Source organism: Gammaproteobacteria bacterium, from assembly GCA_028819075.1.
Taxonomy (GTDB): domain Bacteria; phylum Gemmatimonadota; class Gemmatimonadetes; order Longimicrobiales; family Gaopeijiaceae; genus BD2-11.
Window position 1 is genome coordinate 64,969 of sequence record JAPPMM010000045.1, and the last position, 26,386, is coordinate 91,354.

The 26,386-nt window shown below is 65.8% G+C and carries 26 protein-coding genes and 1 tRNA gene; 4 read left to right on the plus strand and 23 right to left on the minus strand.

Annotated elements, in window-relative coordinates; translation table 11 throughout:
* Positions 1-5 precede the first annotated feature (5 nt).
* The 3 genes from OXU32_12085 to OXU32_12095 all read right to left on the minus strand — a co-directional run bounded on the left by OXU32_12085 (position 6) and on the right by OXU32_12095 (position 2,842).
* A complete protein-coding gene (locus OXU32_12085; protein ID MDE0074687.1) occupies positions 6-1,355 on the minus strand; it encodes an aminotransferase class I/II-fold pyridoxal phosphate-dependent enzyme in 1,350 nt (449 codons plus the stop codon).
* A gap of 154 nt (positions 1,356-1,509) precedes the next feature.
* Positions 1,510-1,592: transfer RNA gene (locus OXU32_12090), tRNA-Leu, on the minus strand.
* 89 nt (positions 1,593-1,681) lie between these two features.
* Positions 1,682-2,842 (minus strand): site-specific integrase, encoded by a 1,161-nt coding sequence (locus OXU32_12095; GenBank protein MDE0074688.1) that lies wholly within the window; start codon positions 2,840-2,842, stop codon positions 1,682-1,684.
* 359 nt (positions 2,843-3,201) lie between these two features.
* Here OXU32_12095 and OXU32_12100 point away from each other — a divergent pair, with 359 nt between their 5' ends.
* Together OXU32_12100 and OXU32_12105 are read left to right on the plus strand one after the other, a co-directional pair.
* Positions 3,202-3,372 (plus strand): hypothetical protein, encoded by a 171-nt coding sequence (locus tag OXU32_12100; GenBank protein MDE0074689.1) that lies wholly within the window; start codon positions 3,202-3,204, stop codon positions 3,370-3,372.
* Positions 3,373-3,461: 89 nt separating this feature from the next.
* Positions 3,462-4,091, plus strand: coding sequence for a hypothetical protein (locus OXU32_12105; GenBank protein ID MDE0074690.1), 630 nt, complete (start codon positions 3,462-3,464; stop codon positions 4,089-4,091).
* A 356-nt stretch (positions 4,092-4,447) separates the two neighbouring features.
* On the opposite strand, the gene OXU32_12110 is transcribed toward OXU32_12105, so the two are convergent.
* The 12 genes from OXU32_12110 to OXU32_12165 all read right to left on the minus strand — a co-directional run bounded on the left by OXU32_12110 (position 4,448) and on the right by OXU32_12165 (position 15,049).
* Positions 4,448-4,633: a hypothetical protein gene (locus OXU32_12110; GenBank protein ID MDE0074691.1), complete on the minus strand. Its 186-nt coding sequence runs from the start codon at positions 4,631-4,633 to the stop codon at positions 4,448-4,450.
* Positions 4,634-4,696: 63 nt separating this feature from the next.
* Positions 4,697-5,542 (minus strand): hypothetical protein, encoded by an 846-nt coding sequence (locus OXU32_12115; GenBank protein ID MDE0074692.1) that lies wholly within the window; start codon positions 5,540-5,542, stop codon positions 4,697-4,699.
* Between the two features lie 709 nt (positions 5,543-6,251).
* Positions 6,252-6,857 carry a hypothetical protein gene (locus OXU32_12120; GenBank protein MDE0074693.1) on the minus strand — a complete coding sequence of 202 codons (606 nt, stop codon included), beginning with the start codon at positions 6,855-6,857 and terminating at the stop codon, positions 6,252-6,254.
* Between the two features lie 175 nt (positions 6,858-7,032).
* Positions 7,033-7,356 (minus strand): MGMT family protein, encoded by a 324-nt coding sequence (locus OXU32_12125; protein MDE0074694.1) that lies wholly within the window; start codon positions 7,354-7,356, stop codon positions 7,033-7,035.
* Positions 7,357-7,730: 374 nt separating this feature from the next.
* Positions 7,731-9,908: a hypothetical protein gene (locus tag OXU32_12130; GenBank protein ID MDE0074695.1), complete on the minus strand. Its 2,178-nt coding sequence runs from the start codon at positions 9,906-9,908 to the stop codon at positions 7,731-7,733.
* Between the two features lie 238 nt (positions 9,909-10,146).
* Positions 10,147-10,836, minus strand: coding sequence for a hypothetical protein (locus OXU32_12135; GenBank protein MDE0074696.1), 690 nt, complete (start codon positions 10,834-10,836; stop codon positions 10,147-10,149).
* Entirely contained in the window at positions 10,833-10,982 is a 150-nt protein-coding gene (locus tag OXU32_12140) for a hypothetical protein (protein ID MDE0074697.1), read from the minus strand. The genes OXU32_12135 and OXU32_12140 overlap by 4 nt, the downstream gene beginning before the upstream one ends.
* A gap of 127 nt (positions 10,983-11,109) precedes the next feature.
* A complete protein-coding gene (locus OXU32_12145; protein MDE0074698.1) occupies positions 11,110-11,505 on the minus strand; it encodes a hypothetical protein in 396 nt (131 codons plus the stop codon).
* Between the two features lie 427 nt (positions 11,506-11,932).
* Positions 11,933-12,088 carry a hypothetical protein gene (locus OXU32_12150; protein MDE0074699.1) on the minus strand — a complete coding sequence of 52 codons (156 nt, stop codon included), beginning with the start codon at positions 12,086-12,088 and terminating at the stop codon, positions 11,933-11,935.
* Positions 12,085-12,726, minus strand: coding sequence for a transposase (locus OXU32_12155; protein MDE0074700.1), 642 nt, complete (start codon positions 12,724-12,726; stop codon positions 12,085-12,087). Before OXU32_12155 ends, OXU32_12150 begins: the two co-directional genes overlap by 4 nt.
* A 1,135-nt stretch (positions 12,727-13,861) precedes the next feature.
* A complete protein-coding gene (locus tag OXU32_12160) occupies positions 13,862-14,761 on the minus strand; it encodes a hypothetical protein (GenBank protein ID MDE0074701.1) in 900 nt (299 codons plus the stop codon).
* Between the two features lie 78 nt (positions 14,762-14,839).
* A complete protein-coding gene (locus OXU32_12165; protein ID MDE0074702.1) occupies positions 14,840-15,049 on the minus strand; it encodes a hypothetical protein in 210 nt (69 codons plus the stop codon).
* Between the two features lie 454 nt (positions 15,050-15,503).
* On the opposite strand from OXU32_12165, the gene OXU32_12170 reads away from it, so the two are divergent.
* Positions 15,504-15,695, plus strand: a complete 192-nt coding sequence (locus OXU32_12170) for a hypothetical protein (protein MDE0074703.1) — start codon at positions 15,504-15,506, stop codon at positions 15,693-15,695.
* Between the two features lie 346 nt (positions 15,696-16,041).
* Here OXU32_12170 and OXU32_12175 read toward each other — a convergent pair whose 3' ends face one another.
* The 6 genes from OXU32_12175 to OXU32_12200 all read right to left on the minus strand — a co-directional run bounded on the left by OXU32_12175 (position 16,042) and on the right by OXU32_12200 (position 22,292).
* Complete coding sequence (locus OXU32_12175) at positions 16,042-16,350, minus strand: hypothetical protein (GenBank protein MDE0074704.1); 309 nt, start codon at positions 16,348-16,350, stop codon at positions 16,042-16,044.
* Positions 16,351-16,544: 194 nt separating this feature from the next.
* On the minus strand, positions 16,545-17,162 hold the full coding sequence (locus OXU32_12180; protein MDE0074705.1) for a hypothetical protein: 618 nt from the start codon (positions 17,160-17,162) through the stop codon (positions 16,545-16,547).
* Positions 17,155-18,099, minus strand: coding sequence for a DNA methyltransferase (locus OXU32_12185; GenBank protein ID MDE0074706.1), 945 nt, complete (start codon positions 18,097-18,099; stop codon positions 17,155-17,157). Before OXU32_12185 ends, OXU32_12180 begins: the two co-directional genes overlap by 8 nt.
* Positions 18,100-18,609: 510 nt before the next feature.
* Positions 18,610-19,332, minus strand: a complete 723-nt coding sequence (locus OXU32_12190) for a hypothetical protein (GenBank protein ID MDE0074707.1) — start codon at positions 19,330-19,332, stop codon at positions 18,610-18,612.
* Positions 19,329-21,953, minus strand: a complete 2,625-nt coding sequence (locus tag OXU32_12195; GenBank protein MDE0074708.1) for a hypothetical protein — start codon at positions 21,951-21,953, stop codon at positions 19,329-19,331. The genes OXU32_12190 and OXU32_12195 overlap by 4 nt, the downstream gene beginning before the upstream one ends.
* A 159-nt stretch (positions 21,954-22,112) precedes the next feature.
* Positions 22,113-22,292: a hypothetical protein gene (locus tag OXU32_12200; protein MDE0074709.1), complete on the minus strand. Its 180-nt coding sequence runs from the start codon at positions 22,290-22,292 to the stop codon at positions 22,113-22,115.
* A gap of 302 nt (positions 22,293-22,594) precedes the next feature.
* Here OXU32_12200 and OXU32_12205 point away from each other — a divergent pair, with 302 nt between their 5' ends.
* Positions 22,595-23,242 carry a hypothetical protein gene (locus OXU32_12205; GenBank protein ID MDE0074710.1) on the plus strand — a complete coding sequence of 216 codons (648 nt, stop codon included), beginning with the start codon at positions 22,595-22,597 and terminating at the stop codon, positions 23,240-23,242.
* 625 nt (positions 23,243-23,867) lie between these two features.
* On the opposite strand, the gene OXU32_12210 is transcribed toward OXU32_12205, so the two are convergent.
* Both OXU32_12210 and OXU32_12215 read right to left on the minus strand, forming a co-directional pair.
* Positions 23,868-24,830: an MBL fold metallo-hydrolase gene (locus OXU32_12210; GenBank protein MDE0074711.1), complete on the minus strand. Its 963-nt coding sequence runs from the start codon at positions 24,828-24,830 to the stop codon at positions 23,868-23,870.
* Positions 24,827-26,299, minus strand: a complete 1,473-nt coding sequence (locus tag OXU32_12215; GenBank protein ID MDE0074712.1) for a sodium:proton antiporter — start codon at positions 26,297-26,299, stop codon at positions 24,827-24,829. Before OXU32_12215 ends, OXU32_12210 begins: the two co-directional genes overlap by 4 nt.
* Positions 26,300-26,386: the final 87 nt, after the last annotated feature.

The window sequence follows — 26,386 nt, forward strand, 5'->3', positions numbered from 1 at the left end:
TCGCCCTACGCGTTCGCCACCGCCTCGCCGAGGTTGTCGAGCGCCTTCTTCACCAGCACGCGCGAGGTGGCCAGGTTCATGCGCATGCGGCCGCTGCCGCCGGTGCCGTAGGAGTGCCCGGGATTCAGATAGATCCGGGCGTTCTCGGCGAACCAGCGCTGCATGATCTGCTCGGGCGTGACCACGGACTCGGAGGTCTCGTTCTCCTCCGCCGCCTTCTCGCGGGCGCCCACCTTGTCCATCAGCCCGTTCACGTCCAGCCAGGCCAGGTAGGTGCCCTGGGCCTTGGTGTAGTTCACGCCGGGGACGTTCTTCAGGTAGGACTCGGCGAGGTCGTGGTTGCCGTCGAGGTAGACCAGGAGCTGGTCGAGCCACTCGTCGCCGTCGGTGAGCGCGGCCCGGTTGGCCTCCATTCCCAGCGTGCTCAGGTCGGCCCGGGTGAAGGCGCGGGCGCGCGCCATCAGGTTGCGGTTGGTGGAGAAGTACCAGGCGGCCTTCATCGCGGCGAGGCTGAAGGTCTTGCTGGCCGCCTTGAAGGTGAGGCTGTTGTCGACGATTTCCTTGTCGGGCAGGCTCGCGAAGGGCGTGTACTTGTTGTCCGCGGTCACGAAGTCGCAGTGGATCTCGTCGGCGAGCACGATGACCCGGTTGCGGAGACAGATCTCCCCCATGCGCAGCAGATCCTCCTCCGACCAGCAGTTGCCGGTGGGGTTCTGCGGATTGCACAGCAGGAAGGTGTTCACCCGGGTGGCGCGCCGCTCGAAGTCGTCCCAGTCGACCTCGTAACGGCCGTTCACCACGAACATCTCGCTGTCTTCGGCGATCGTGCGGGTGAAGCGCAGGTCGCTGTAGAAACCGTTGTAGGTGGGGGTGTTCATGAGCACCCGCGACCCCGGGGGCGAGAAGGCGTGCAGGGCTGCGATGAGCCCGGGGTGCACGCCCGTGGTCAGCTCGATGGTGGAGGGGTCGACCTCGAGACCGTAGCGCCTGTGGTTCCAGTCGGCGATGGCCTGCGTGTAGGAGGCGGGCCGGGCCAGATAGCCCCAGTTCTCATGGTCGCAGCGCTTGGCGAGTGCCTCGGTGATGCAGGGGGCGGCGCGGAAGTCCATGTCCGCGATGCCCATCCCGACCTCGATGTCCTCGCCGAAGGCCGCGATGGCCCGGTCCCACTTGGTACAGTCGGTGCCGCGGCGGTCGTAGATCTCATCGAAGTCGAAGCTCTGCCGGGATGTCGAGGCCATGAGATCGGCGGCCCCCCCGATGCCGCCCGGCCGGGCCCCCACCGCGCCGAGAACCGCCGTCGCTCCGGCGCCTCTCAAAAAGGTTCTGCGGCTGAACTGATGCTTCTGCGACATGGGGCCTCCTCGCCGTTGTGTTCCTGGGAAACGGTTCTCGTTTCCAGATCGTTGTCGGGGTTCGACGGGCATAGTAACGTCTCGCGCCGGGTTTTTCACGCACGCGCGCAGTTCGCGCGATCGGGCACCGACATGAGCCCCGCCGCGAACCGAGTGCCGGGAGTGGGATTCGAACCCACACAGGCCTGAGCCTGGGGGATTTTAAGTCCCCTGCGTCTACCGTTCCGCCATCCCGGCAAGATGTCGTAGATCGGCAGCCTTCAGTGGGTATTGAACTTACGAGTTTGGCTGGCCGGATTCCAGCCATTTGGTTCCCGCTGATTGCGTCAGGTGCCGACTCTCTGACGCTTGGCAAGCGCCTTCCGAAGCTGAGCCTCGTCCGCCTTCTGATAGCACTGGAGCACCGTCTTGGCCGTCTGCCAGCCCCCGAGCTCGCAGAGCACCTTCAGCGGCTGGTTCATCAGATCCGAAGCGAACTTCCGCCTCAGCGAGTGCCAGCCCCGGCCACGCTTCGGCTCCAACCCCGCACGTGTTTCGGCCTTTTGCCACCAGTCACGGACCAGCCAACGGCTGACGCATGTGGAGGGATCCGTGGAAGTAGGTAGCACAGGTGTGTCTCCCGAGCCGGAGTTCCTTCGCCGCGCCTCTTCGAGGACCGCGAGCGCTTCGTCGGTCAGCGGCGTGATGTGCTCGTAGCCGGACTTGTCGTGCTCGCCCCGCCACCGGACGGTCTTCATCTCCATGTCAATGTCGGACCATCTGAGTTGCCGAATAGCCCCGATGCGATGTCCCGTCTCGTGTGCGAGGACGAGGGCTACGCGGAAGCGCCAGTCCGTATCCGCCGACACCCCGAGCAGGGCTTCGTATTCCGCCTGTGCCAGAAGCACCCGGGTCGGATTCTTCTCCTTCGGCGTCCTGAGGCCTCTCAGGGGATTCGAGTCGAGCAGGAGTTTTCCGTGCTCGTCCCTCGATTTCGCGGCCCAGTTGAGCACCGCGATCAGGAACTTGAGGTCATGTTCGATCGTTCGATCGGACACGGGCTTGCCGCTCGGTCCGACTGCGCCCGTCCCCCGCGCCCGGATGAACCGGTCCCAGTCCCTCCGGGACAGCGTAGCCGGATCTCGGTTCCGTCCGAGGAAGCCCAGAAACATCTTCATCGCGGCTCTGTCGTGGCACCGCGACTGCCAACCCTTGGTGGGCGTCACCTCATCGACGTAAATGTCAAAAAGCCTTTCCAAGGTGAGCGGTTCGGGCTCGGCTTCCGCCTTGCCGTTCAGGTCCGGGCCGACGAACCCGGCGGCGAATTCGTCCGCCTGCCGTTTCGCCCTCGCCCAATCGCGGTGTCCAAGCGACCGGGTGAGCCTCCGCCCGTTCTCGCGCCACTCAATCTGGAAGTTGCCGGTCTTCGGGTCCGGGAAGATCCGGACCCGGTTGCGGCCCCATTCGCCAGCGCCGTACGAGCGCCGACTTCGTTTCGTGCGTGCCATCGTTCGATTCCTCTCGATTCGATGGACTGCACGATCTGCGCAACGTAATCTCGCTGGACGACGGTCGCTTGACCAGTGCAGCGCCAGCGCCGTTCGCGCCTCGAAACGAGCCGCCAGCACCTTGGGATCTAAGGGGAGCGATGGAGCAGCGGCTGCCGGAAGCCGTCCCGCGTCCGGGACCGCACCGGACGGCTCGGGACGATTGCCCGCAGCTGCGGCTTGACGCCGCCGAACGCGGTCTCCCGATTCCCACCGGAGGTGACACGTTCACCGCACTCGATAACCGCTGCGGAGTCCGGATCCTATCGTTGGAGCAGAACCTTAATGTACGGCAGAGCCTCCGACCGAAGGCGGCCAGGTTGATTGACCATCTGAAGGGGCGCGAGAAGGCGCTGGAGCCGTTCGGCCTGACGGGCCGCCGCGCCGAGTGGATCGCTTTGGCGAGCCTGCATGGCGGCGTGTTCACCCGCTCCCAGCTCTCGGACTGGTTCGGCATGGACCGCTTCAAGACGCTCCGGTCGGAGACCTGAAGGTCTGCCGGGTCTGCGCGCGCGGCATCTACCGGGCGCTCGGGGCCGAAGGTATCCGCCTTCGGAGGATCACCGCGACGGAGGTGGCCATGCGCCGCCTGCTCTCGTTCGACTACGTGATCGAGCACCCGGACCTGCCCTGGCTCCCGACCGAAGCTGAGAAGGTCGCCGCGTTCGAGGCGATGGGCATCGGACGCTCGGCCATGCCCGTCCGGGTCTACCGGGGCGCGGCCGGAGGTGCGCGGCGCTACTTCCCGCGCGGGATGCCCGTGGCGCTTGACTCCCGCCGCGCCGTGTTCGTCCACGCCGATCCCGGCTGGGACACCTCGACCCCGCTCCGTTCGTGGCGGGACCGCCACCTGAAGCTCTGGGAGGCGCTGAGGGAACTGGGCCGGTCGGTCGAGGTCGCCGGGGTCGCGTGCGCCCGGAGGCCGCTTGAGCGGGCGCGGACGATCCTCGGGAACTGGACCAATGCGGACGCGGACGCGCGCACCGTCCACTCGCCCGGAACCGCCGTTGCGGCCCGGCGCGAGATCACGCGCATCGAGAATGCCATCCTCGGCATGGACGACGCGGCGGTCGAGGCGATGGGCGGCTTCCAAGCCTGCCTCCAGCGGATCGCCGAGATGAAGGAACTGCTCCGATCGGGCCTCCCCGGAGGAACGATCGACGGCCATTCGGTGTGGCGTTCGAGCCGCCTCGCCGGAGGCGGGATTTGACCGCCCGTGGACATGGCCCGTTGCCGATCCGGAAGTGCACATTGACATCGGGGCCGTTGTGCACGGGAAACGCGCTCGGATGTGACACGCCGCCGAGGACGCAAGCTGCTGGTGCAATTGCGTTTGTGCCGCAGCCGCAGGGGCGGCGGTGACGCGCGGGCACTTGCGCCCGTTGACGGGAGCGACCCACGTGTTCGGCATGCCTCACACGCCACGGCGGCGGTTGGGATGTGCATGGCCATCCCACCCTCGCCTGGGTCGCTCCCGTACCAGCAATCCCATGCGGGAAGGCGAAACGGCGAGCCGAAACGGAACGCGCTTCCGGCCCTGATTGTCCCGCGCCCTCGGTGCCCGCGCTACCGCTGCGTGCGCCCCGCGGCCTCGCCTAAGAGGCTCGGTTTCCTCTGGTGCATGCCGACGAATCCGACGATGACGCGTTCGTTCGGCTCGTCCCAAGCGAAGGCGATCCGGATCGTGTGGTGGGGGTCGTGGCTGGTCCCCTTGCCGAGATGGGCGGCCAGCTTCCACGTGGTTCCGTTCACGTGGGTCCGGTACCAGTCCCGGAACCGTCCCATCGTGGGAGCCGACTGGTTCGACTTGTAGAACTAGCCGGGGCAGGTCTCCCCGATCCGGTCGGTTGGTCCCTTCCGGTTAACGAAGGGCGCGTCCTCGTTCGAGCGCGAGTTGAGCTTGATGAGCAGCCGGTCGGGGAACATCCGCCGCGCCTGGGCGATGGCCTCGCGAACGCTCCCCACCGGCTCTGCCGCCACCGGCTCGCCATCGCCCGCCCGGGCTTGCCTACGCTCTTCGATGTAGGCGCGCCTCCAGTGCTCCTCCATCCTCCGGATCCGCGCAACCTCCTCGCGGAGCCGTCCGGCCTCCTCGTCTCCCAGCGCCTTCTCCTCCCGGAGCGTCCGGTTGTCCGCTTCGAGGCGCTCGCGGTCCTCGCGAAGGGCCTCGATCTCGCGGCGCGTGGAACCGTCCCCGTTCACGGACGCCAACGAGGGAGGTCGGGTTTCCGCAACGGAGCGGTTCGCCGCCCCCGAAGCCGCGCGCGCCTCTCCCCCGGCGTCGGCCTCCTTCCCGGAGCCGTCCTCGTCCGGCGGGTCGAGCTTGGCGACACGCTCCCGCCACGCATCGACCGCGGCGAGAATCGCGTCCTCGCACTCGGCGCGCTGTATGGCCCGCTCAAGCTCGTCTTCGCGCGAGGGAGCCTGGGGCCGAATCGGCTCGTACGCCTCGAAGCTGACTTCCAGGAAGATGAGGAGCGGGAGCGCCGACCCGGTCAGCGCGGGCCGCTCCTCGACCAGTCCGGGCCATGGATCCGGGTCGATCCCGAGGTAGCGCAGTTCCTCGCCGAACCGCTCGCGAAGGGTGCGGCAAAAGCCCGCCATCTGCTCGCGGCACCATCCGACGAGTTCGCGCTCCTTGTCTCGCCGGATGTCGTCCATCCACTTGACGAGGGTGCCGGCCTCGTCCCAATCGGGCGCGTCGGGCCGGAGGTCTTGCAGGATGTCGAGCCAATCCTGAAAGAGCGGGGACCCGAGGGGCGGCGGTGCGGGAAAGCGCCGGGCGAGGAGGACAGCATCAGCCCGGCGGACTCGCGGTCTACCGCGTCGTCGGCCGCTGCCAGCGCCTCGCGCTCGCCACGCCATTCCTCGCGCGTCCAAGAACGAATCGAAGCGTGACCCCTGCTTGCAAGATGCTCGGCGGTCCGGTCGCGAAGCTCGCCGTGCGAGTCGATCCAGGCATTGAGAACGGCGCGGGCGAGGTCGTGGTCGTGGTGCTGGATCGCCCCCAGGACGGGCTGGAGAAGCTTGGGCCGGGGCGCCCGGCTGGCGTCCCGATATCCGTCCACGCGAAGACGCCGCAAGGCGGCTCCGCGCTGGCGCCGCAGAGCCTTGGACTCGGAACGGTGCCTGAGGGCGCGCTTGACCACGCGGCGGCGGAAGTCCTCGCTCAGGATGGGAAAGATCTCGCTGGGCGTTCTCGGTTTGGTCGCGGGCTCGTCAATCACGGCGGTTGCTCCTTGCAGGAATGGGTCTCTCGCCATCCACCCGGGGTGAGAGGTGCGCCACGACCTTGTTCTGGACCAAATTGATGCCCAGGAGAACGTCTGGGTTGTCGCCGGTCCAGACGGTGCGGTTGTGCGAATTCGGCTTAGGCGTCTGGTTCCCTGGGCTCAGGATTTGAGGAGGTGACCGACGCGAAGCTCTGGTCAGCCCATGAGACCAAATCGGCCTGAGCGTATTCGGTAACGATGTCACCGTAACGATTCGCCAGCATCTTGGTGCTGCTAGGGAATTCCAGCGCGAACTCCTCTAGCACCATCTCGGCCACTTGATGGGTAGCCCCAACCAAGCCAGCTTCACCGGCCTCATGCATACCCTTCGCAATGCTGGTAACCAGGAGATGACCGCGTAGCAACGCAAGTGCCTTATCCTCGTCGACCCAGGTGGGGTGGGGATCAACGGGCGGCGCGTCCACTCGGGGATCCGGCGAGCCACCACCTGGTTCGGCATCAGCCGACGGCAGTGGCACTGCCTTTCCGACCTTCTTCGGGTCGTTTCGCCCAATTGCCACGCCTAGCAAGAGCAACCCTGTGCCCCCCAGCCCGCAGAGCAAGTAGGTAAGGTTGATCCATCCGACCATCAACTGGAACCACCCGACTAGGGTCGCCCAGAACAACGCTGGTCGATCCAAAACGGCACTGACACCCGCCTCTACGACGGTGGCTAATACCGTCGCACCGATTATGCCCGCCACGATCCGGCTCCAACGCCCTCGCGCCTTTGTCACACACCCACCCCTTGCCTCTGCGCTTGCCCCTAGAATGAGCTCGCCCTAACAGAACCTTTTGGGCGTTACGGGATCAAGGGCTAGCCCCGCGATGGCCTTGGCCTAGAGACCTTGCCTGAGCGTAACGCCTCAGTCCGCGCCCCTACCAATCCTCGCAGAAGTGCTTCTCAGCGATCCGACCATCGCCGTCGAACTCAACGCCCTCCCTCTCCAGGATGACGCGCCACTCCTTGGGGAAGACCGGCCGAATGGAATGCGCGTGAGGGTGTGGGATCATCCGCGTCTTCCGCAAAACGCGCCACCGAGGGACTTCAGGGTCCTTCGAGGACAACTCATGAAGCGCATTGCCAACCGCCAGCGCGGCCCTGTTCCGCCCGATCTTGCGTGCGACGGCAGCATAACTGGTGACCTTGCCGCTTGGAATCGTGTCGATTTCACACGCCGGTGCGGTCGTAAGCCGAAGCACAGGGGTCGTGGCCAACGCGCTCCAGCCCACCGGGTAGATCCGCCCTCGAACGCGACTGCCCGCCTCCTCTACGCCGTCCTCCCGATCCGGGTTTCGGCAGACGCGGCCCTCCAAGCCGCCGATGTGGCCATCCGCGGCGATCTGGACATCGCCTTCGTGGATCGTCGTTTCTGTGTCTTCGGCGGTGCTGATGGGGGGTCGCCGTTTGGGCTATTCGTCGCTTCGTAGAGCGCCGCCAAGTGCCACCCGCTCGCGCTCCTGTACTTCCTCAAAATCCGTCGTTCGCACAGCTTGGAGTTGGGGCACCCTCGCCGCCGCCAGCACCACGCCTACCCCGCAAACCTCTTACCCATGCTTTCGCGCTCACCCCCCTTCTACTCCGGAACCGGACGCCGTACGATCCGAACCTCCACCCGCTCCCGGAAGGGCTCGGCGGCCCTGGAGGCCGCCGCGTTGTCCCGCATCCGCCAAGGGGTCGCCTTTGTCATATCCACCGTGTAGCCCGCGTCCGCCAGCGCCGCGAGGGAAAGGCCGTCGCCGCCGGGGCCGCCCCCCCGTCCCATAAGCTCCGGAACATCCCAATGGCACCTGCACCCGTCTTCCTGAAGGGGGACGCCGGGCAGGCCTGAATCGCCGCCGCCCGCTCGGTACGCCTCCACGGCGCTGGGGCCCGTGAAATGCGCCCGGTCTAGCGTCGTCAATCCGGTACGCACCGGCCACTTCACCAAGCCGAGAATGTGGCCGATCTCATGACGCATCAGCCCCTCAACACCAGCAAATCTGGGGTGTGCCCGTACCTCTCCGCCTGCAGGCTCGTAGGTCGTGGAATCCTCTTCGCCGGGAGGGAAAAAGCATGCAACGGCATACCCTGCGTACCCCGTCTCCGCATCGATCCCGGCGTGAATCAGAAGCTCATCCGCCAGCGCCGTTGCCTCGTCGTTGAAGCATCCGGGCCGCCGATCCTTCCACTCCGTGCCGCCCAACACGGAAGACCACCAGTCGGCAGCCGCTACCATGGTTTCCTCGAAGGCCAGCGGGGCGGGTTGCTCCATCACAATGTCGATCCCGAACGTTCCCACGGCCCTCCGCACTGACACGCCCGCGACGGCAAGGTAACCGCCGCCGGAAGGCACTAGCTCCACATCCGCACGGCCGATGCTCCGGGGAATCAGTTCAAGCCAGCCGTCCGCGAAGGACGCGGCCACAACGCCGGGGTCCGAGACACTCACCGCCGGGGCGTGAAGATCATCCGGCAACGCCAGCGACAGGCCGTTTCCATCCGCGCGCATCAGCGCGAGAGGCAACAGCCGAACATCGGGGTTGGATCGGCAGGGGTACGGGTAGTTTCTCCGTTCGATCAGCCATGCCCGAAGCTGGGGATCGTTGGGCACGCAAAGCTTGGGATTGCCCGAAAGAAGGATACTCCCCGTCGGCAAATGGAAGCCGCTGGTAGTGGGCAAGCTCGGTATCAACGCGAGGTTGACAAGTTCCGGAGGGATCGGGCCGGACAGGTCGTTGTCGTGGAGCCACAGGTCTTTCAAGCTGGAGAGGCCGCCCAACTCCGGGGGGATCGGGCCGGACAGGTTGTTGTCGTTGAGCAACAGGGCTTCCAAGCTGGGGAGGCCGCCCAACTCCGGGGGGATCGAGCCGGACAGGTCGTTGTCTTGGAGCCACAATGTTTCCAGGCTGGCAAGGTTGCCAAGCTCCGGGGGGATCGGGCCAGTCAGGACGTTGTCGTGGAGCAACAGTTGTTCCAAACTGGCGAGGTTACCGATCTCCGGAGGGATTCGCCCAGTCAGGGCGCGGTTTTCGGTGAACGCCAAGCTTACAAGGCTGGCGAGGTTGCCGATCTCCGGGGGAATGGAGCCGGACAGGGCATTGCCATCGAGGTACAGGCTCGACACCCTGCCATCGTCCCACACCGACACCCCGTGCCATTCCGCAAGCGGAGCGTCTGTCAGCCAGTTTTCGTTGTTCGTCCAGTTCGGCCCGTCCGTCGCCTCGAACAGGGCCGCCAACGCCGCCCGGTCGGGATGCTCCGTCACTTCCACCGCAAACGCCGCCCGCGCCTCCAGTCCGTCGGGATCGCGGGCGGTTACGGTCACGGTTGCCCCGCCATGGGCGACCGGACGAAGCCACACCATCCAAGGGCCTCCGGATCGGGCAGAGCAGCAGCCAGCCTCGACAACGGACGTGTCGGAGCTTTCCGCATCGAACCACAACGAGTCTCCGTCCGGATCGGTGAACGTGCCCGCCAGCACGTCCACCAGTACTTGTCCCACTTCATCGATCACGGTTTGCGCCGGGATGTCGTCCCCCGCCGCCACCGGAGCCCGGTTCACCGTCACCGCCACCGCAGCCCGCGCCAACTGTCCGGACGGGTCCGTTGCTGTCACCGTCACCGTTCCCGCCCCCCCGGTTCCGCCGCCCGTCAGGCGCAACGTGTCCCCGGCCACCACCGCCAACACAACCGCCGTGTCCGTACTGGACGCCGCGAAGGTGAGCGCGTCCCCGTCCGGATCGGTGAAGTACGTCCCCAAAGCCACCGTCACGGGCTCTGCCGGTCCTGGAAGGCGTTGCGCGGGAATGTCCCCCGTCACCTCTGGAGGCCGATTAACGGGAGGGGGCGGACGATTTGGGTCCGGGGCAGATGGGGTCGGATCGGGGGCCGTCGCGTCACCGGAGCACGCGGCCACCAGCAGGACTACCGCTAGTCTGCGCTGGTGTCTCGCCATGGTTTCGAGGCCTGGGGAGCTTCGCGGTCGACGGGAGTAGTTGGCTTCCGCTTGGCTAGGCTTGAGAGTCCTCACGCGAGTGCTCCAAGTGCTTGATCCGTTCCTGGGCATCGCGCGGTAGAAACCGAATATCCTTCTCTCGGACGCGCTTGAACGTGTAGACGTGAACCCGGCCGTCCGAACTCGCGTTCATCAGAGTCCAGAGCTGGATGTCCGGGTTGGACAACTGGATCTGGTGGTGATTCAGAAGCGTGATGATCCTATTCAACCACCGGGGAGCCGCGTCCAGAAACGAGAGAGGATCGGCAGTTGGCCCCAGCGTATGAAGCATGTTGCTACACCTCCCGTATAGCCTCGGGCACTCATTTCTGGTCAGGAAGCCCGACTCGACCGAAACCGTCTCGATCACCCTGCCGTCCGCGTCCAAGACCTGTCTGGTGGGGACCGGGTAGTAGTCCTTGTTGGCCGCATCCATGGTCTTCATCAGCAGGGACATCCTCCTCGTCTTCCTGATGTCGGTCCTTCGCTTCTCGTACTCGGAGAGATCCGACACGAGGGAACCGAGAACGATGGTCTCGAGGATGTTGCGAAGCTGCAGAGCGACAGATTCCGCCATAACCTGTGCGTACATACCATGCATGCGCAGAAAGAAGTTCACCGCTTCCGTGCGCTTCTTCACCTGCTCCATCAAGTCGCGGTACGAATCCGCGGCGGTGCGGGGCAGTTCCTTGCCGGCGACCGTCACGGCACCTTCCCGCTGCGCCATGGATTGAGCTTCTCCTCGATTCTGGCCACCCGTTCTCTGAGGTCGCCCACATCGTGCATTACCTTGAGCTGGAACGCGAGGATGGGTACGCCGATGCCGATAATGGACCATGCTTCGACCGTCATCTGTTTTCTCCGTCCCGCCGTCTTGCTCTACGTTCTTGTTTTTCCCCGATACCTCCGTTCGCCTCCGGGCGACTCCGCAAGGGCACCAGGGCCTTTCGGCGCGTCACCGCCAGCAACAGCCGCAAGTTTAGGGCTTCACCGGGTTCGGCTTCCGCTCCGAGGGCTCGGGAGTCGGGGCGTCTTCGCGCCGTTGCGATCTCTCCGCGAGCAAGGCCACGGTTCGCCGTACGTCTTCAACGGCTGCGCCAATCCCGCGCACTTCCGAAAGCGCGTCCCGCAAGCGCCCGTCCATGCGGCCCACCCGCTCACCAATGGCCTTCATTCCGTCTTCGACGTGCCGGAAGTCATTCCCCCGCAGCCGCTCGTACAGGCGATCCGCCGCCGCTTCGGCGGCCTTCTCGGCCTCCCGCCCCGCCTTCTCCACCGCCCGCGAAACCGTGCGGTCGGACAGCTTCGCCCACGACCACGCCGCCCCGATCAGCGCGAGCATCGGGAGCACGTCGCCCCATCCCGGCCAGTTCATGGTTCCTCCCCCTCTATGGGGTCGTGTGTGTTTAACTCGCGGTCTTCCTGTCAGGTGTTCCGCCAGCGTCACAGCAACATGTTTCAGGGCTTCTGGTGCGTCACGGGTGTGGGAGTCGGTGGCCGGCCTGTCGGCCAGCGCCATCACTACGGCGCGTACGTCATCCGCCGCATCCGGCACCCGAGGGAGAAAGATGCACTCTAGGAGGCACGTGACGCAATTTCCGCTTCATCCGGTAGTACAGCGCCCGGTAGTAGCTTCCTTTCGTCCGGGCCGCCGCCCACGCCACCTGCGACAACGCATCCCTAAGAGCCACGCGTCCCCCTTCCTGTCTTCGCGGGACTTTCGCTTCCCGGCGCTCTCGTGGTTGCCCGGGCAGACCCGGGCCCAGGACGCGAGATGCGCGGCGGTCGGGAATCTCGACATGTCATCGCCGATCTCTGCCAGAAATCGCCTCCGCCGACCGCCGCGCCACCCCCGGAACGCTCTCCAGAAGGGCGAGGGCCGCCCCGAAAGGGCCGGTCGTCTCCGCGAGGATCCGCGCCTCGATCGTCGCGATCTGGCGGTCCAGCTCGTCGATCATGTCCAGATGTCGGCGAAGCAGGAAGCGGTGGTGGTCGCGAACCAGCCCGAGAACGACTTCCGCCAGCTCCCGGCGCTTGCACGCAGGCTCCCCTTCGCCAGGCCGGCCGACGGATCGCCCTCGCCCGCGATCATCGCCTCCAGGATCGCCCGCCCGGTCGCACCGATGACGTGCGACACCACGGAGCCCAGCTTGACGTTCGTCATTTCCAAGACCTTGCCCACCCGGTTGACCTGCGAACTCCGCTCCCGCACCAGCGTCTTGCGCAGCCGCGTCAGGTCCCGAGGGTCGCGGATCTCCGCGGGGGGCACGAAGCTTCCCCTGAGCAGCTCACACTCCAGAAGCTGGGGAACCCATTCACAGTCTCTCACGTCCGTCTTGCGTACGGGAACGTGCTTGACGTGCCGAGCGTTAACCAGCAGCAACCGGAAGCGGTCCTCCAACACGGCCCACACCGGACGCCAGTACACCCCCGTCGACTCCAATGCCGCGTCCGTCACGCCGCGCGACAGCAGCCACGCCCCCAGCCCCTCCAAGCCCTTCATCGTCGTCTTGAAGGTCCGCGTCTCCTTCCGGCGAGACCTCTCCCCACCCGGCCGCGGCGTCCGTACGAACGCCACCACCGTCCTCTTATGCACTTCGAGGCTCGCGCACCGCTCGATCACTACCCTTCATGGCTCCCTCCCTTGGTCTGATGGTGGCCGGGCGGAGACGGGGCGCATTTTCGATTGCGATTTTTCCGTCCGCGATGTCGGCCCTCGCGGGCCTTCTCAGCACTGCGGGGTTCCCCGAAGCGCCCCTGGTTCTGCCATTACGGCAGCAGCGGCGACCGGGTGCAAGTGTTTCGGACTGTCCGCCCCGGACGCGCAAGTTCGGCCTCGCCTTTACGGACGGACCCTTTCGGCCCGTTGGATGTAGGAGGCGAACCCCCAACGCCACTCAGGAGGAGAGCCTAACCCGCAACCGTCAGAATCATCCGCGTAAGCTGGAGGCTGCCATGTGCGATTTCGCCAGAGCCCCGGAAGCGTCCGATCGGTCCCCGGGGCTCGCACGACCGAGGAAGCGGTTGAGACTAACACGGTAGAGGAGGGTGGCACCATGCGCGGGAGCAGAGTTGCTCAGAGCAAGGCTCGGCAGCAGACGGACGTTAGGCGTAGGGCATCGGATATGTGGATGGGCGCCAGCACGATGTGCGGCGAAACCTCCATGGTGCTTGGAATCACCGTTGGCGAACGGACCTCCGTTTTCCTGGCGGCACCTGCGGTGATCGAGAGGTTGGCGGATCAGATCGCGACGATGCTCGCGGTACCCGGGGCTGGTGTGCCCGACGGGCTGGCCCAACATCGGCTCCCGGGGAATGAAGCCCCCCGCGAGAACGAACGGGCGGGCGTCAGGTCCGTAAAGGCGGGGCGTGGCGCTGCTGGCGGGACTGCTTCGGCGAAACGGTGGTGAGCCGGACGATTTAACCGATCTTTCTTCGGCATCCAACAGCCTTCCCGCAGGGATAATTGGTGGGGGAGCGGACCCCAGAAGGGGGCGGGGACGAGCCTGTGAAAACGCGCACGGCCCCGCGCCCGAACCGGGCACCTGTGCCCCTGGGGTCGCTCCCCACCAAGCCCCAAGCGGCTCCTGCGCCCCGGCCGACCGTGCGGTGAAGCCGCAAGACGTTCCCGCGCCAGCGGATATGCAGGCCGGGTGGTGCGGATCACCGGAGCGCCAAAATGTGCATCGACCCTCCATGTCGCTTGCACACCTCCGGTACGGCCCAGCACATCAGGACTCCCACCAGATTCGAGCCCCCGCCAGCCGGTCCGAACTCCATGTCTTGACGCGTTCCGTCAGCCCCCGGCCCGCACGCCTGCGCGCCCGGTTCTCAAGGGCGATGGCGTGCTTCAGGGCGGCGTTCAGGCCACCGTATTCGTCGAGCGTGCGGACATCTCCCCCGAGGATGGCCTGCTCGATGCGGGCGAGATCGCGCCGGGTCTCCTCGTCGATTTCGGACGGGCGCGGATACCGCGACCAGTTGGCCAGCACCCGGCTCGTCCTCCCGTACTCCTTCCATCTCCGGACGACCGCCACCACCTCGATCTTGAGGCCGAGGTCCCAGAGCCCCTTCCAGAGATCGCCGTGCTTCGCGCCCCACGAGCGGATCGCCGTCGCGGTCTCGTAACCCGGTTCGGCGTAGACGAAGACGGCGCGCTCCGTGTCCAGCGCGATGGGCAGCCCGAGCGGGAAGAAGCGCCGGAGACCCCCGAGCGCGCCCCGGTAGACCCGTTGGGGAAGAAGCCCCCGCTCGATCCCGAGCGCCTCGAAGGCGGCCACCCGGTCGGCTTCGGTGGGAAGCCACGGCAGGCGGGGATGTTCGAGCACGTAGTCGAGCCCGAGCAGGCGCCGCATCGTCACCTCCGGCGACGTGATCCTCCGGCGGCGGCGGTCCCCCAAGCCGAGCGCCTTGTAGATCGGGCGACCGTGGATACGGCAGATCCGGCCGATGCCCTTGATGCCGGGCGGCTTCTCCTCGATCGCCACGCCCTGGGCGACGAGCTTGCGGACGGCGCGGCCCACCTTTTCGTGGTGGCACCCGAGGAAGCTCGTCCACTGCGCACGGGTGAACACGCCGCCGTGGCGGCAGGCGAGCGCGATCCATTCGGCCCGGTGCCCCGTCCAGCCCAAAGACCTCAGCGCAGCTGCGCGTTCGCTTGGGTCTGGTAGAGCCTCGCCAGTTCCGCCCATCCGGCTAGGCTGGCGACATCACGAGCCGCGCCCAAGGACGCCGAGAAGCTCGTCGGCCTTGCCGGATTCCACCCTGGCCCGCTCCTTCCCGTGGTCGGCGATGCCTTGGCCTACGATGTACGCTACGAGAGGCAGCAGCGCCTCTTCCGAGATTGGGAGACCGAGATCTTCGAGGACGACCACTGCCACCCCCGTGAGGGCGGTCAGGAACTTCTTCGAACCAAACATCGTTGCGAATGCGTTTCGCACAGGTCCTCCTCCTGTAGGGTTTGCACCATTTGCAAACTACGCCCTCGCAGGGCCTTGGACACCCTTATCGGGCATGAGCGGGGTGTTGTCGAAAGTCGCCGGACGGCCTTCGTGCGACGCCAGCCTACCCTGTACCCCTGATGTACCCATTCGAGCGTGTTTCACGTTAGATCGAAGGATTGCAACAAGAGCGACAGGCTACCGGGCCGGGAGTAACCACAGCCTACCTGTGCCACCGAGCACCTACACGGGAGTTGTACCCCGATCCGGAAGCCGCGATGGATGCCCAGTGGGGAGTTCGCGCCATCGAGCGCCAGTACAGAGCAGCGGGGACCGGTACGTGTCGCTGCCGGCCGGCACGGTGGTCCGTCCGGCCTTCATCATCGACGGGCGGCCCTACTTGAAGCTGTCGAGGGATTGAGGAGGGAGTTGCGTGACCGATTTGGAGCGGCGGCTGACGGCCGCATTGGAAAAGTTGTCCGGGCAGTACGAAACGGAACAGCGGCGGCAATCCGGACGGATCGAAGCCTTGCAGCGGCAAGTCGAGCGGCTGAGCGCGCGGGTGATGGACTTGACCGGCTACTCCGGGACGTACGGCGCAGGGCCAGGCAGCGGGTGGCGATGACGAGGCAACTGCTGGAAAGGATCAGGAGTCCCGGACCGGACCGGGACTCCGCGCCGAGCCGGTGAGTTCTCGGGGAAGGACCTCCGTCAAACCCTCCAGAGGCGGCGCAGGACCGCTCCCACGCTGGCTCAAGTCGCCCGTATGAACGTGCTTCAGCGCCCGTCCTGCGCGCCCCAGCACTCGCCCCTCACCTCTAGTCCGGGATCCGGCCGGGATCGGCGTCAAAGCCGGGATACTCGCGTCGGATCGCCTCGCTGTAGCACTTGAGCCGAGGCCGGGGCTGCTACTGCCAACGCCACGAACGTTGCTGCCATGCGAGTCATTTCAGTTACCTCCTTATGCGCCTTCACCGTTTGTGCTCTCGCTTGGGTGAGTGCGCCGGAAGGACGCGTGCGCGCATCCCGACCACGTCGCCTGCTTCCATGAACACCAGATTCCTCACCAACTGGATTTGCGTTTCGAGCGAGTCGCGCAACTCCGCGTCATCGAACTCGGCGAGGCACTCTGCGGCGCACTCGTCGAACTTGTCGCGCACGACGGCGGACTCTTGCTCACCTGACACCAACGGTGCCAGAACCTCGGCCAGCATGGTCCAAACCTTCGCCAGTTTACGGGGTGCTCTTTGGGCACGGTCATTTGACTCCATCACGCTCATGGCCAGTCCCTCGGAGAATACTCGAAGGTGGAGGGTTCCGACACGAGCCCTTGTTGCCGGAGCGCGGCCCCTCTAGAGCGTCCGATCTTCGCTCGCAGTTGGCAACTGGACACGCCGAGATCACGGTCACAAAGACAATGAAGATCGAGTAACACGCCCAACCTCACAGAGGGGAATCCCCGGCGTGCTCGAGTTCACTCTGAAACCTCTCCGTTGACCGGCACCGGCTTACCGCCCTTTAGACGGATTCCGGGATACCGGTACGCGGCGCAGGTACGCAGCTTGCTGGCTGGCCTTCGGACACCAAAGGTGTGCGTCCGCCCCCCTCGGCCCGATCTGGCCTTGCTTCCTTCGTACTTCCAATCCGACTTGTCCAGGAAGACCACGTCCACTCGCCAGATCACCACATACGCGCCCGGCTTGATGGTGCGCGTCGGGTCCACGAGATACCGCCACACGACGTACCAGCCGGGATGGTTATAGTGTGATTGGATCGACCAAGGTCGCTTGCTGGCCTTACTCTCCAAACAATCCGCAGGGCGCAAGGGCATGGGCGCACCCCGCTTCCGCAGGTCGGGGAATCGCGTCTGCGCCTCGAAGCTGTGTCGGTGCTTCTCGTAGTTGCTCACGCTGTCGAGCGCCTTGGTACCGAACATCCCGACGATGGCGCTGAATACGTTCGCTTGCTCGAAGTACAGATCGATGAAGTCCCGGTCGTTCAGGGACTCCTCGATGAACTGAATGGCCCGACGGATGGCTGCTATGTCCAGCCCCGAAGGCAAGGCCACACCCGAATCAAACCCGTCAGACATCCAGTGCGGCCAGCTTGGGGATCGCTGCGACGCCCATTGCGTGGTACTCGGGATTCCACTCGATCCCGACACTATGGATGCCCCACGCGGCGGCGGCTGCCAACGTTGATCCAGACCCCGCAAACGGATCAAGCACGATTCCCTTGCCGAGCGGCAAGCTGGACCTCACCAGTGGGCGAAGGAAGGCCTGTGGCTTCAGTGAAGGGTGTGGGGCGATGGCCCGCTCTCGCCGGGGAGCGCGGCAGGACTTGATCAAGTCCCGAAACGGCTCGGTCTTGGAGAGTCTTCGCAAGCCCCCGGTACCCCACGCTCGCAGATTGTCCTGAACCCGCCCCTCTATTGGCCGCCTGAAGATCCCCCACGGCTCGAAGCACGATTTCGGCATGACAGTCACGTCCGGAAACTCCTCGTGCGCGTTCTTCGGACGGTCCCCACCCCTCAACGTATGGACTTCGCGAATCAGCACTCCCCGCTTCTCGAAACCGGAAGCCAGGAACGGACCAAAAACGAAATCAGATAGCAGCGGGTTCGTGGCAACGAAGACGTGAGCGCCGGGAACGAGCACGGGAAGGAGCAACCGGGAGAATCTCCCAAAGAACAGCCGGATTGCTTCCTTGTCCTTGTCGCCCAAGACCGTGAAGCGTGGTACGGGTTGACGCTTGCAACCGTCGAACGAGGGCGGCTGCCTCCAGACGCCGCCCTTCCCGTTCCGGCGCTTCTTCAGTTCCTCCGAAGTGTATTCCACCAACCCGTAGGGTGGGTCCGTGACGACGGCGTGAATCGACTTGGGCTTCGCGCTCTTGAGCCACTCGAAAGCATCGCCGTGGATAAGCTCGTAATGAGCAGCAATCGAGGGAGAGGGCTGTGGCACCTCCCTCGGTGAGCCCAACGGTAGCCGATTCTGGGCGGGGCGGATGGTGGCCTTCACGACCTTCACGCTCCGCTTCCTTCCCTTTTGGTTCGCGCCGGGTGAACTGGCGCAGGAGGTCGATTCGCAGCGTGGCCCGACGCCGCAACGGTGCGGGGGCCTAGGCGGCTCGGTGAAACCGCTCGTGAGGTTCTCGTCGTTTGCTGTTTTCGGCTCATTTTCTCCGAACGTGGCCTCCACGCCCCGTTTCGTAGCATGGTAGCCACAGCGGCTCGTCCGCCGCAAGGCGTGGGCGTCACGCGCCGTTCAGTATCTCGTCTGAGTCAGACGACTCGACACCCGCCGCCGGTCCAGTGCTAGGCGGTCAGTGAGCCGTGGTCTCGAACTCCTGACGGCGTTCGCCCTCGAAAGCAAATCGAGCAACTGACCCTTGGCTGGCTTATCCAAGTGTGGCCCTCCGGCTACCCAGTGGACCGAAAAGGCACAAGTCAGGAACGGTTCTTCGAGAGCCATCGCAAGAACTCGCCCCTGAACCCAAGACGGAAGCCTGTGAGCATCGGCCCGCAGAGCATCTTCGCATCAAGGCTTGGACGACTTGGTACGCGGTTGTTGCGGGCCGACGAGAGCTTGTGCTCTGGCTACGCGATGGGCTGCCATGAAGACCCGCCCCCCCAAGAGGTCGTGCTCGGCAAGTTCCATTTCTACCGCGATCTTCTGTCGCACCACGTCATCTCCCGGGTGGTCTAGCTTTGCCGCCGCAATCACGGAGCACCCGTCGAAGATCACGGCCTTCGCGACGACTACAAGTGCACGCTCAGACACGATCCGTCCGCTTGCGAGATGAGCTTTCTCGGCAGCCACGGCTGCCGACTTATGGGTCAGGGCGCGAAACTTCATAACGGCCCCATCCCAAGTTGCGGCGTTGCGGACGGACTTCCAATCGTTGGGCCTCCGGTGCCACTCGTTGCGAGTGCCTCCGTGCCGGGGCGGCAGGGCGGCGTAGAAGCGCTCACCGTGGCGACCGAGGAGAGCACGTGCTTCGGCCACGAGTTGTTCTGCCATGAAGACCGGGCCATTCGATAACTCAGGTTTGCCGAGTTCCTTCTTTATCTCCTCTCGAACCCTGGCGGCCTTGGCGGGGGTCACCCGCCCGAGGCCGGGTCTAGAAGGTGGCGCGCCGTCTGCGGGGTAGGCTTCATTTGCCGCGTCGTAGACTAGTCTTGCTGCATGCCTCACGCGACGGAGAATCTCTTTAGCCGGCACGGTTGATTCCTCGCCGTTCCCCCAGCCGGCGGGGCTCATCGTCGGGGCTCCGGAACCGGAACCGGCATGATCCGAACCTCCACCGCTTCCCGGAAGCGCTCCCCGGCCATGGCGGCGGCCGCACAGTTGGCTACTTCGCGGCGTGGAACGGTACGTAGCCACGATTGAAACGCCTCGTCCGTGGGAGCGCATAGGCCGGTGCCCTCCGCTCTGAGCACCCGCAGCCGCCGGAGTTGCGTCAAACTGCTCGGCAACGGGCCGGTCAGCTCCCTATTCCGCCGGAGGTCCAGCGTTTCCAGGCTGGCGAGGTTGCCCAACTCCGGCGGGATCGGCCCGGTCAGGCCGGTGCTTCTGAGGTCCAGCCGTACCAGGCTGGTGAAGTTGCCCAACTCTGGAGGAATCGGGCCGGTGAGGCTGTCGTTGCCGCTGAGGTTCAGCGTTTGCAATCTGGCGAGATCGCCCAACTCCGGCGGGATCGGGCCGGTGAGGTCTCTGCTGACGAGGTTCAGCCCCGTTACCCGCAGCCCGCGTCCTGGCACCGGTCTTGTGGCGATCACCCCATGCCATTCCCAAAGCGGGGCGTCCGTCAGCCAGTTCCGGTTGCCCGGTCTATGCCAGTTCGGGTTTGTCCAGTTCGGCCCGTCCGTCGCATGGTACAGCGCCGCTAGCGCAACCACGTCACAGGTAGGAGCTACACCCGTCCCTCGCGGACCTGACTCGATCCCGGGTCCCCCCAGATCGCTCAGCCACGATTGCAACGCCTCATCATCCCAGGGGACGCAAAGAAGGGTGCCCCGCGCGCTGAGCCATCGCAGCCGGAGTTGCGAAAAGCTGTTCGGCAACGGGCCGGTCAGCCCCTCGTTCCGGTCGAGGTCCAGCGTTTCTAGGCTGGCGAGGTTGCCCAACTCCAGAGGGATCGGGCCGGTGAGTTCGTTCCTGCCGAGATCCAGCCATTTCAGGCTGGCGAGATCGCCCAACTCTGGAGGGATCGGGCCGGTCAGGCCGTTGGCGCCGAGGTCCAGCCGTTCCAAGCTGGCGAGGCCGCCCAACTCCGGCGGGATCGAGCCGGTCAGACCGGGGCTATCCTCCCGGCAACACTGTCCATATCGCGAGGCGTTGTATCCGAGGCGCAGCCTTTCCAGGCTGGCGAGGTTGCCCAGCTCCGACGGGATCGGACCGTCGAGACGGTTGTCTCTGAGGTCCAGCCATACCAAGCTGGCGAGGCCGCCCAACTCCGGCGGGATCGGGCCGGTGAGGTTGTTGTTTTCGAGGTCCAGTGATCGCAGCCTGGCGAGGTTGCCCAGCTCCGGCGGGATCGAGCCGGTCAGACCGCCCAGTTCCGACCGATATGGGGTGATCGAGACGTTCCGGCCGAGGTGCAGCGTTTCCAGGCTGGCGAGGTTGCCCAGCTCCGGCGGGATCGGACCGTCGAGGCCGTTCCAGCTGAGATCCAGCGTTTTAAGGCTGGCGAGATCGCCCAACTCCGGCGGGATCGGACCGGTCAGGCCCTTGCCGCTGATGTTGCCCCTGAGGATCAGCGTTTCCAAGCTGGCGAGGCCGCCCAGCTCCGGCGGGATCGAGCCGCGGAGGACGTTCCCGCTGAGGTCCAGCGTTCGCAAGCTGGCGAGGCCGCCCAACTCCGGGGGGATCGGACCGGTGAGGTAGTTCAGCTCGCCCCGGCTTCCCCAATCCATATCCGGACAACTTGGCCATGTCAGGCAGACTTCCAAGCTGATGCCGAGATGCAGCGTTTCCAAGCTGGTGAGGTTGCCCAGCTCCGGAGGAATCGGACCACCGAGGCCGTTGTCTCTGAGGTCCAGCGATTCTACCCTTCCATCGGCATCGACCGTCACCCCATGCCATTCCCCAAGCGGGGCGTCCGTCAGCCAGTTTCCGTTGTTCCTCCAGTTCTGGCCGTCTGTCGCTTCGTAGAGCGCCGTCAGCGCGGCCCGCTCGTCCACTTCCGCCACTTCCGCCGCAAACACGGCCAGCGCCGAGAGTCCGTCCGGATCGCTGGCCGTGACCACCACCGCTCCCGCGCTGCCGGCGCTCCCGCCCACCAGGCGCAGCGTGTCGCCGTCCACGGCCACCGAGACAACCGCCGTGTCCGCACTGGAGGCCGCGAACGCCAGCGCGTCCCCGTCCGGATCCGCGAAGTACGCCGACACCTCCACCGCCACCGCCGCCCCCGGTCCCGGAAGCCGTTGCGCCGGGATGCCGCCGCCCACCGCCTCCGGAGCCCGGTTTACCGTCACCGCCACGGCAGCCACCGCCGACAGCCCGGACGGGTCCGTTGCCGCGACCGCCACCGCTCCCGCGCCCCCGGTCCCGCCGCCCGTCAGGCGCAGCGTGTCGCCGTCCACGGCCGCCGAGACAACCGCCGTGTCCGCACTGGAGGCCGCGAACGCCAGCGCATCCCCATCCGGATCCGCGAAGTACGCCGACACGTCCACCGCCGCCGCCGCCCCCGGTCCCGGAAGCCGTTGCGCCGGGATGCCGCCGCCCACCGCCTCCGGAGCCCGGTTCGCCGCCCCCGCCACGCCAGCTCGCGCCGACAGCCCGGACGGTTCCGGATCGGCCGGGGAAGGATCGGGGGCCGTCGCGTCGCCCGAACACCCGGCCGCCAGCAACAGCGCCGCCAGTTTCAGATAAGGCTTCATGGGTTGGGTCTCCGTTTCGTAACGTTCGGGGCGTCTTCGCGCCGTTGCGACCGATCCGCAAGCACGGCCACGGTTCTCCGCACGGCCTTCCACGACCGCCGTGATCCCGCGCCGTTCCGCTCGTGCTTCCCGCAACCGCCCGTCCATGCGGTCCATCCGCTACCGGATGTCCTTCATCCCGTCTTCGACGTCGCGGAAATCGTTGCTCTTCAACTGCTCGTACGGGTCTTGCTGCCGGCACCATAGCGCCGCCCGCTTCGTTTCGTGTATGTCATCATTCGATTCCTCGGCGATGGACCCCACGACCTGCACGATTGCAAGTTCGCGGAGACAAGCCATCTCCGCCATCCGGTCGCTGCCCGTGCGGCCCGAGACGCGTGCTCTCTTAGGACCGAGGTCAAACAGGATCGACATCGGGAGCACACCAGCTACGCCAGCGATCCCGCTGCGAATGGGACACGATACCGCGTCCGTCCCGACCAAGACCGCCAGCAAGTAACCGAATGCGAACGCATAGAGCCAAGGCCAAGCCACGCCCCCCATCATCGTTACCGGACCAACAGGATCACGGACGCCAGTAAGACGCCCGCCACCGCAATTATTGCATTTGAGTCAAGCGGGGGCGGGCGTTAGCATGGGGTATGAACAAGCTAGATCGGGTACGGCGATTCGTCGTCCGAGAAGGCATTGCCGAGGGCTTGGCCCTCCTGGGGCATAAGATTTTCGGCGCTCTCGCTTTTATCGCGGGGCTCTCGGCACTCGCCGTAGTGTTGGTATCCGGGAAGTGGGTGTGGGAATACTTGAAGCGCTACACCCTGATAGACTTGGAACGAGCGCTGGCGCTTCCCCCCGCGCCCATCGACGCGGAAGTCGTCCGTGGCGCCACACGCCCGCAGCCGATCCTGCGGCCCTCCGGCATATACACCATGCCGGAAGAGGATCGGGGGATTGATGAGCGGGCGGCGCTGGGGATGCTCGATGCGTCATCGCTCATTCCGTCCGCGATTCACGGAGAGCGCCGCCGCGAGATAGTCCGCGAACTGCTGAGGGATTTCGCGGGTGGTGGCTGCGATGTCTATGACGGGAAGACCTACAGCGAAACGCTGTTGCGGGAGTGGATCGACCGGCGCGCCTACAACTTGTTGACGCCGAGTGGCGGGAGGGGAAATGGAACTGACGCTGGCGCAGCCGCCGGCAATTCGTCGAAACCATCCCCGCCGCAAGGGTATTTGCACTTCTTAAACTTCCGTCCAGAGCAACCGGGCGCCGGCTTGCGAGCCCGCGCTTGAGGCGGTTACTCTGGGGTTACAGGGAAGCGGTGTAGTCATCGAGTCTTCGTTGAATCGGGTTCCGCTTCATGCGATCACCTCCTTTGGAAATCACGATTTCCTTGCGACGGGGACGGTGACCTTAGCCCTTGGCGGGACTTCCGACCGCCAAGGACCTTCTCTCAACAGCTGACGCTGACGGAGCGCCTACGCGACCACGTCGCGGTACTCGACCCACCTGTGGCATAGGCTCTCCGGATCCGGCAGCTACACAGCAATCTCGCCGCTCTCTCTCCGGTTCGGCAATGCATGGCAGGAGCCTCAGCCAACGTCCATCCAAAGACGTGAGCTGCCGTATTGGCACGTCTGTTCATGACGGCAAACCTCTCCGGTCAATTGACTCAACACTGGTGGTGACAGGTGAGGTCGCGTTGACGACAGGCGCTAAGACGCCGAATGCCTTCGGCAAGGAGGTGGGGCGGGTGAGAGTCCCGCTATTCAGGTCCAGCTTTCCCGCTTCCCCGGCACGATCTAGCAGGGTACAGCCCGATGGCAAGAAACGCAGATCGTGCAGTCCTGATTGAACTTAGACGATTCCTTGCCGCGATTCATAGCATCCATATCCTGCCATCCCGGCAGGATGTGATTATCGCGGCCCTGGCCGCTCTCTGCGAATCCTGGCCATCAGCGCGAACGGATCGCCGGGCTGCTCGGCCGAGCCGAACTCCCGATACAGCGTCGCGACGTTGATAACGATCCGTTCGGCATCGCCCCAGGAATCGAAGTCGGCGAGCGAGATGTCCATTGCCGCATCATGGACGCTCAAACCCGCGTCGAAGCGGATCCTGGCCTCGTCCCGCACATACACCAGGTAGTCCCGCACCGCCCGGATGCCGCGCTTGTCGGTGACCGGACCGTGGCCCGGGACCACGACTTCAACAGGCAACCCGAGCATGTAGTCGCACGCAGCGATCCAGTTCGCAACGGGTCCGGCCCACAGGATCGGGTGGCCCTCGATGAACAGAATATCGCCCGTGAAGACGACCCGATCGTCCGGTACGTAGACCAGGATGTCACCCGTCGTATGGCACGGGCCGAACTGCTTCAGGACGATGCTCTTGTCTCCGACGCGCGTCCGGTGATGGCCTTCGAAGGTGGTTGTCGGAAGGACCTGTGTGATTCCTTCGAAGTCAAAGGCGCCGAACGCCTCGATGAGGAATCGGCCCGTCTCGCCCATGCCCGGGGCCGCGTCCATGAGCATTGCGAGCCGCTCAGGACTCTGGGCGGTCATCTCCTCGGCTGCGGCCCGTGAGGCGATGATCTCCGCCCCGGCCACCAACTCGTTGCCGTTGCAGTGGTCGGGGTTGGCGTGCGTGTTGACGGGCTTGTCGACGTTGCGCGCGGCCACGGGCTCGGCGTCGCGCATGCCAGCGAGCATGGCACGGGTCAGCTTGAGGTCGAACAGGGTGTCCACGAGCAGACTCTCGTCGCCGTCAACGACGAGCCCGGCATTGCTCCAACCCCAACCGCCATCGGGCTGGATCCACGCATAGCATCGGGACCCGAGTTCGTGCAGGCCGTGCGTGAAGGGCCGAACGCCAAGTGTCATATAGCCGGATCCGTGTCGGCTTCGGACCTCCCCAGTCCCGTCCAGATCGCCGCCAGCATCACGGCGAGGAGCGCCCAGGAATATGTGTTGGCCAGACCGGCTTCGAGGGCCGACACCCGCGCGATCCCGAACGATTCGCCGGATGCCGTGGCCGAGGCCGCCAGGATGGTGGGAATGAAGAACGGGAGGAGAAACGGGTAGGTGCACACGGTCATGTCGAGCAGGTTGGCGCGCCTGAAACGGCCGATGCCGGCGCGCCTGCCCGAGTCCCGGACCAGGTCGCCCACGGCGAGGATCGCCATAACCGAATGCGTTGTCAGCAGGACCGCCACGCTGGTCACGCCGAAGATGCGCAGCTCCGCGGCGCGCGCGGTTTCGGCCGCCGACCGGGAACTCTGTGCAAAGCGGTCCAGGATGCCCGCCTCCTGCGCGGCCCCCACGATGCCCATCAACAGGATGGTGAACACGACGATCCCCACGGCTCCCTCCATCCCGTCGAGGATGAGCCCGCGGGCCTGGAAGGCCTCCCGGTCGATGTAGACGAGGTCGGCCGGCACAACGAGCCCGAGCGCCAGGGCCAGGACCACAGCCGCGGCCACACCGGAGAAGAGGCTCTCCACCAGGCCACGCCCCCGCCACAGCATCACGAAGGCGGCCAGAGGGGCCAGCAGCATGGGGAGCGCGGCCGGGCTGCCTTCGAGCGTCGCGCCCTGTCCCGGCGTCTGCGTGACCGCGGTTTGCGCGCCTCCCAGCAAGGTCAGGACGACAGCCGCGACCACCGCGGCAGGAAGCGCGTAGCGGAGGCGGCTGCGCACCACGCCCCCCATGGGCGCCCCCTGGCTGCTCGCAGAGGCGATGGTGGTGTCGGATACCGGCGAGACGTTGTCGCCGAAGGTGGCCCCGGCCAGGATGGCCCCGATGAGGACGACCGGACTTGCCTCCAGGACGCCCGCGGCGGGATAGAGGAGCGGAGCGCAGATCAGGATCGTGCCCAGGCTCGTCCCCGTGGCCGTGGAGAACAGCACCGCGATCAGGAACGACATGAGGACGAAGCCTCCGCCACGTACACCGAGTTCGCTCCCTGCCCAGACGAGGGCATGTACGAGCCCCGCCTCGCGCAGCACGACCGAGAAGACGCCCGCCAGCAGCCACGCGGCGACCATGAGCATCACGATGGGGCGGGACATGCCCCGGAGCGCGGCCGCGCTGTATGCGGAGGCGCTGCGGGCGACCAGCAGTCCGACCCCGAGGGCCGCCAGGAGGACCGGCCACAGCCCGCGCTCGTCGGGAGCCCCGGAGAAGCCCAGCCAGGCTGCGCCGGCGGCGAAAACCAGGATGGGAGCCGCCGCCCCGGCAAGGCCGAGGTGGAAGCCGAGCGGCGCCGGCGGCTGCGCGTGCGAGCGCGAGGACGGTGTCGGATCGGGTGCGGAGTTCACGGTGCGGGGCGGGTTTTCCGGGTGACGGGACACGCCCTATGATCGAGGATCGGCTCCGGATGGGCCAGCTTGGCAGCCATCGTTACAGCCTCCACGTTCGCTCGCCTCCAGGCCCGTTGC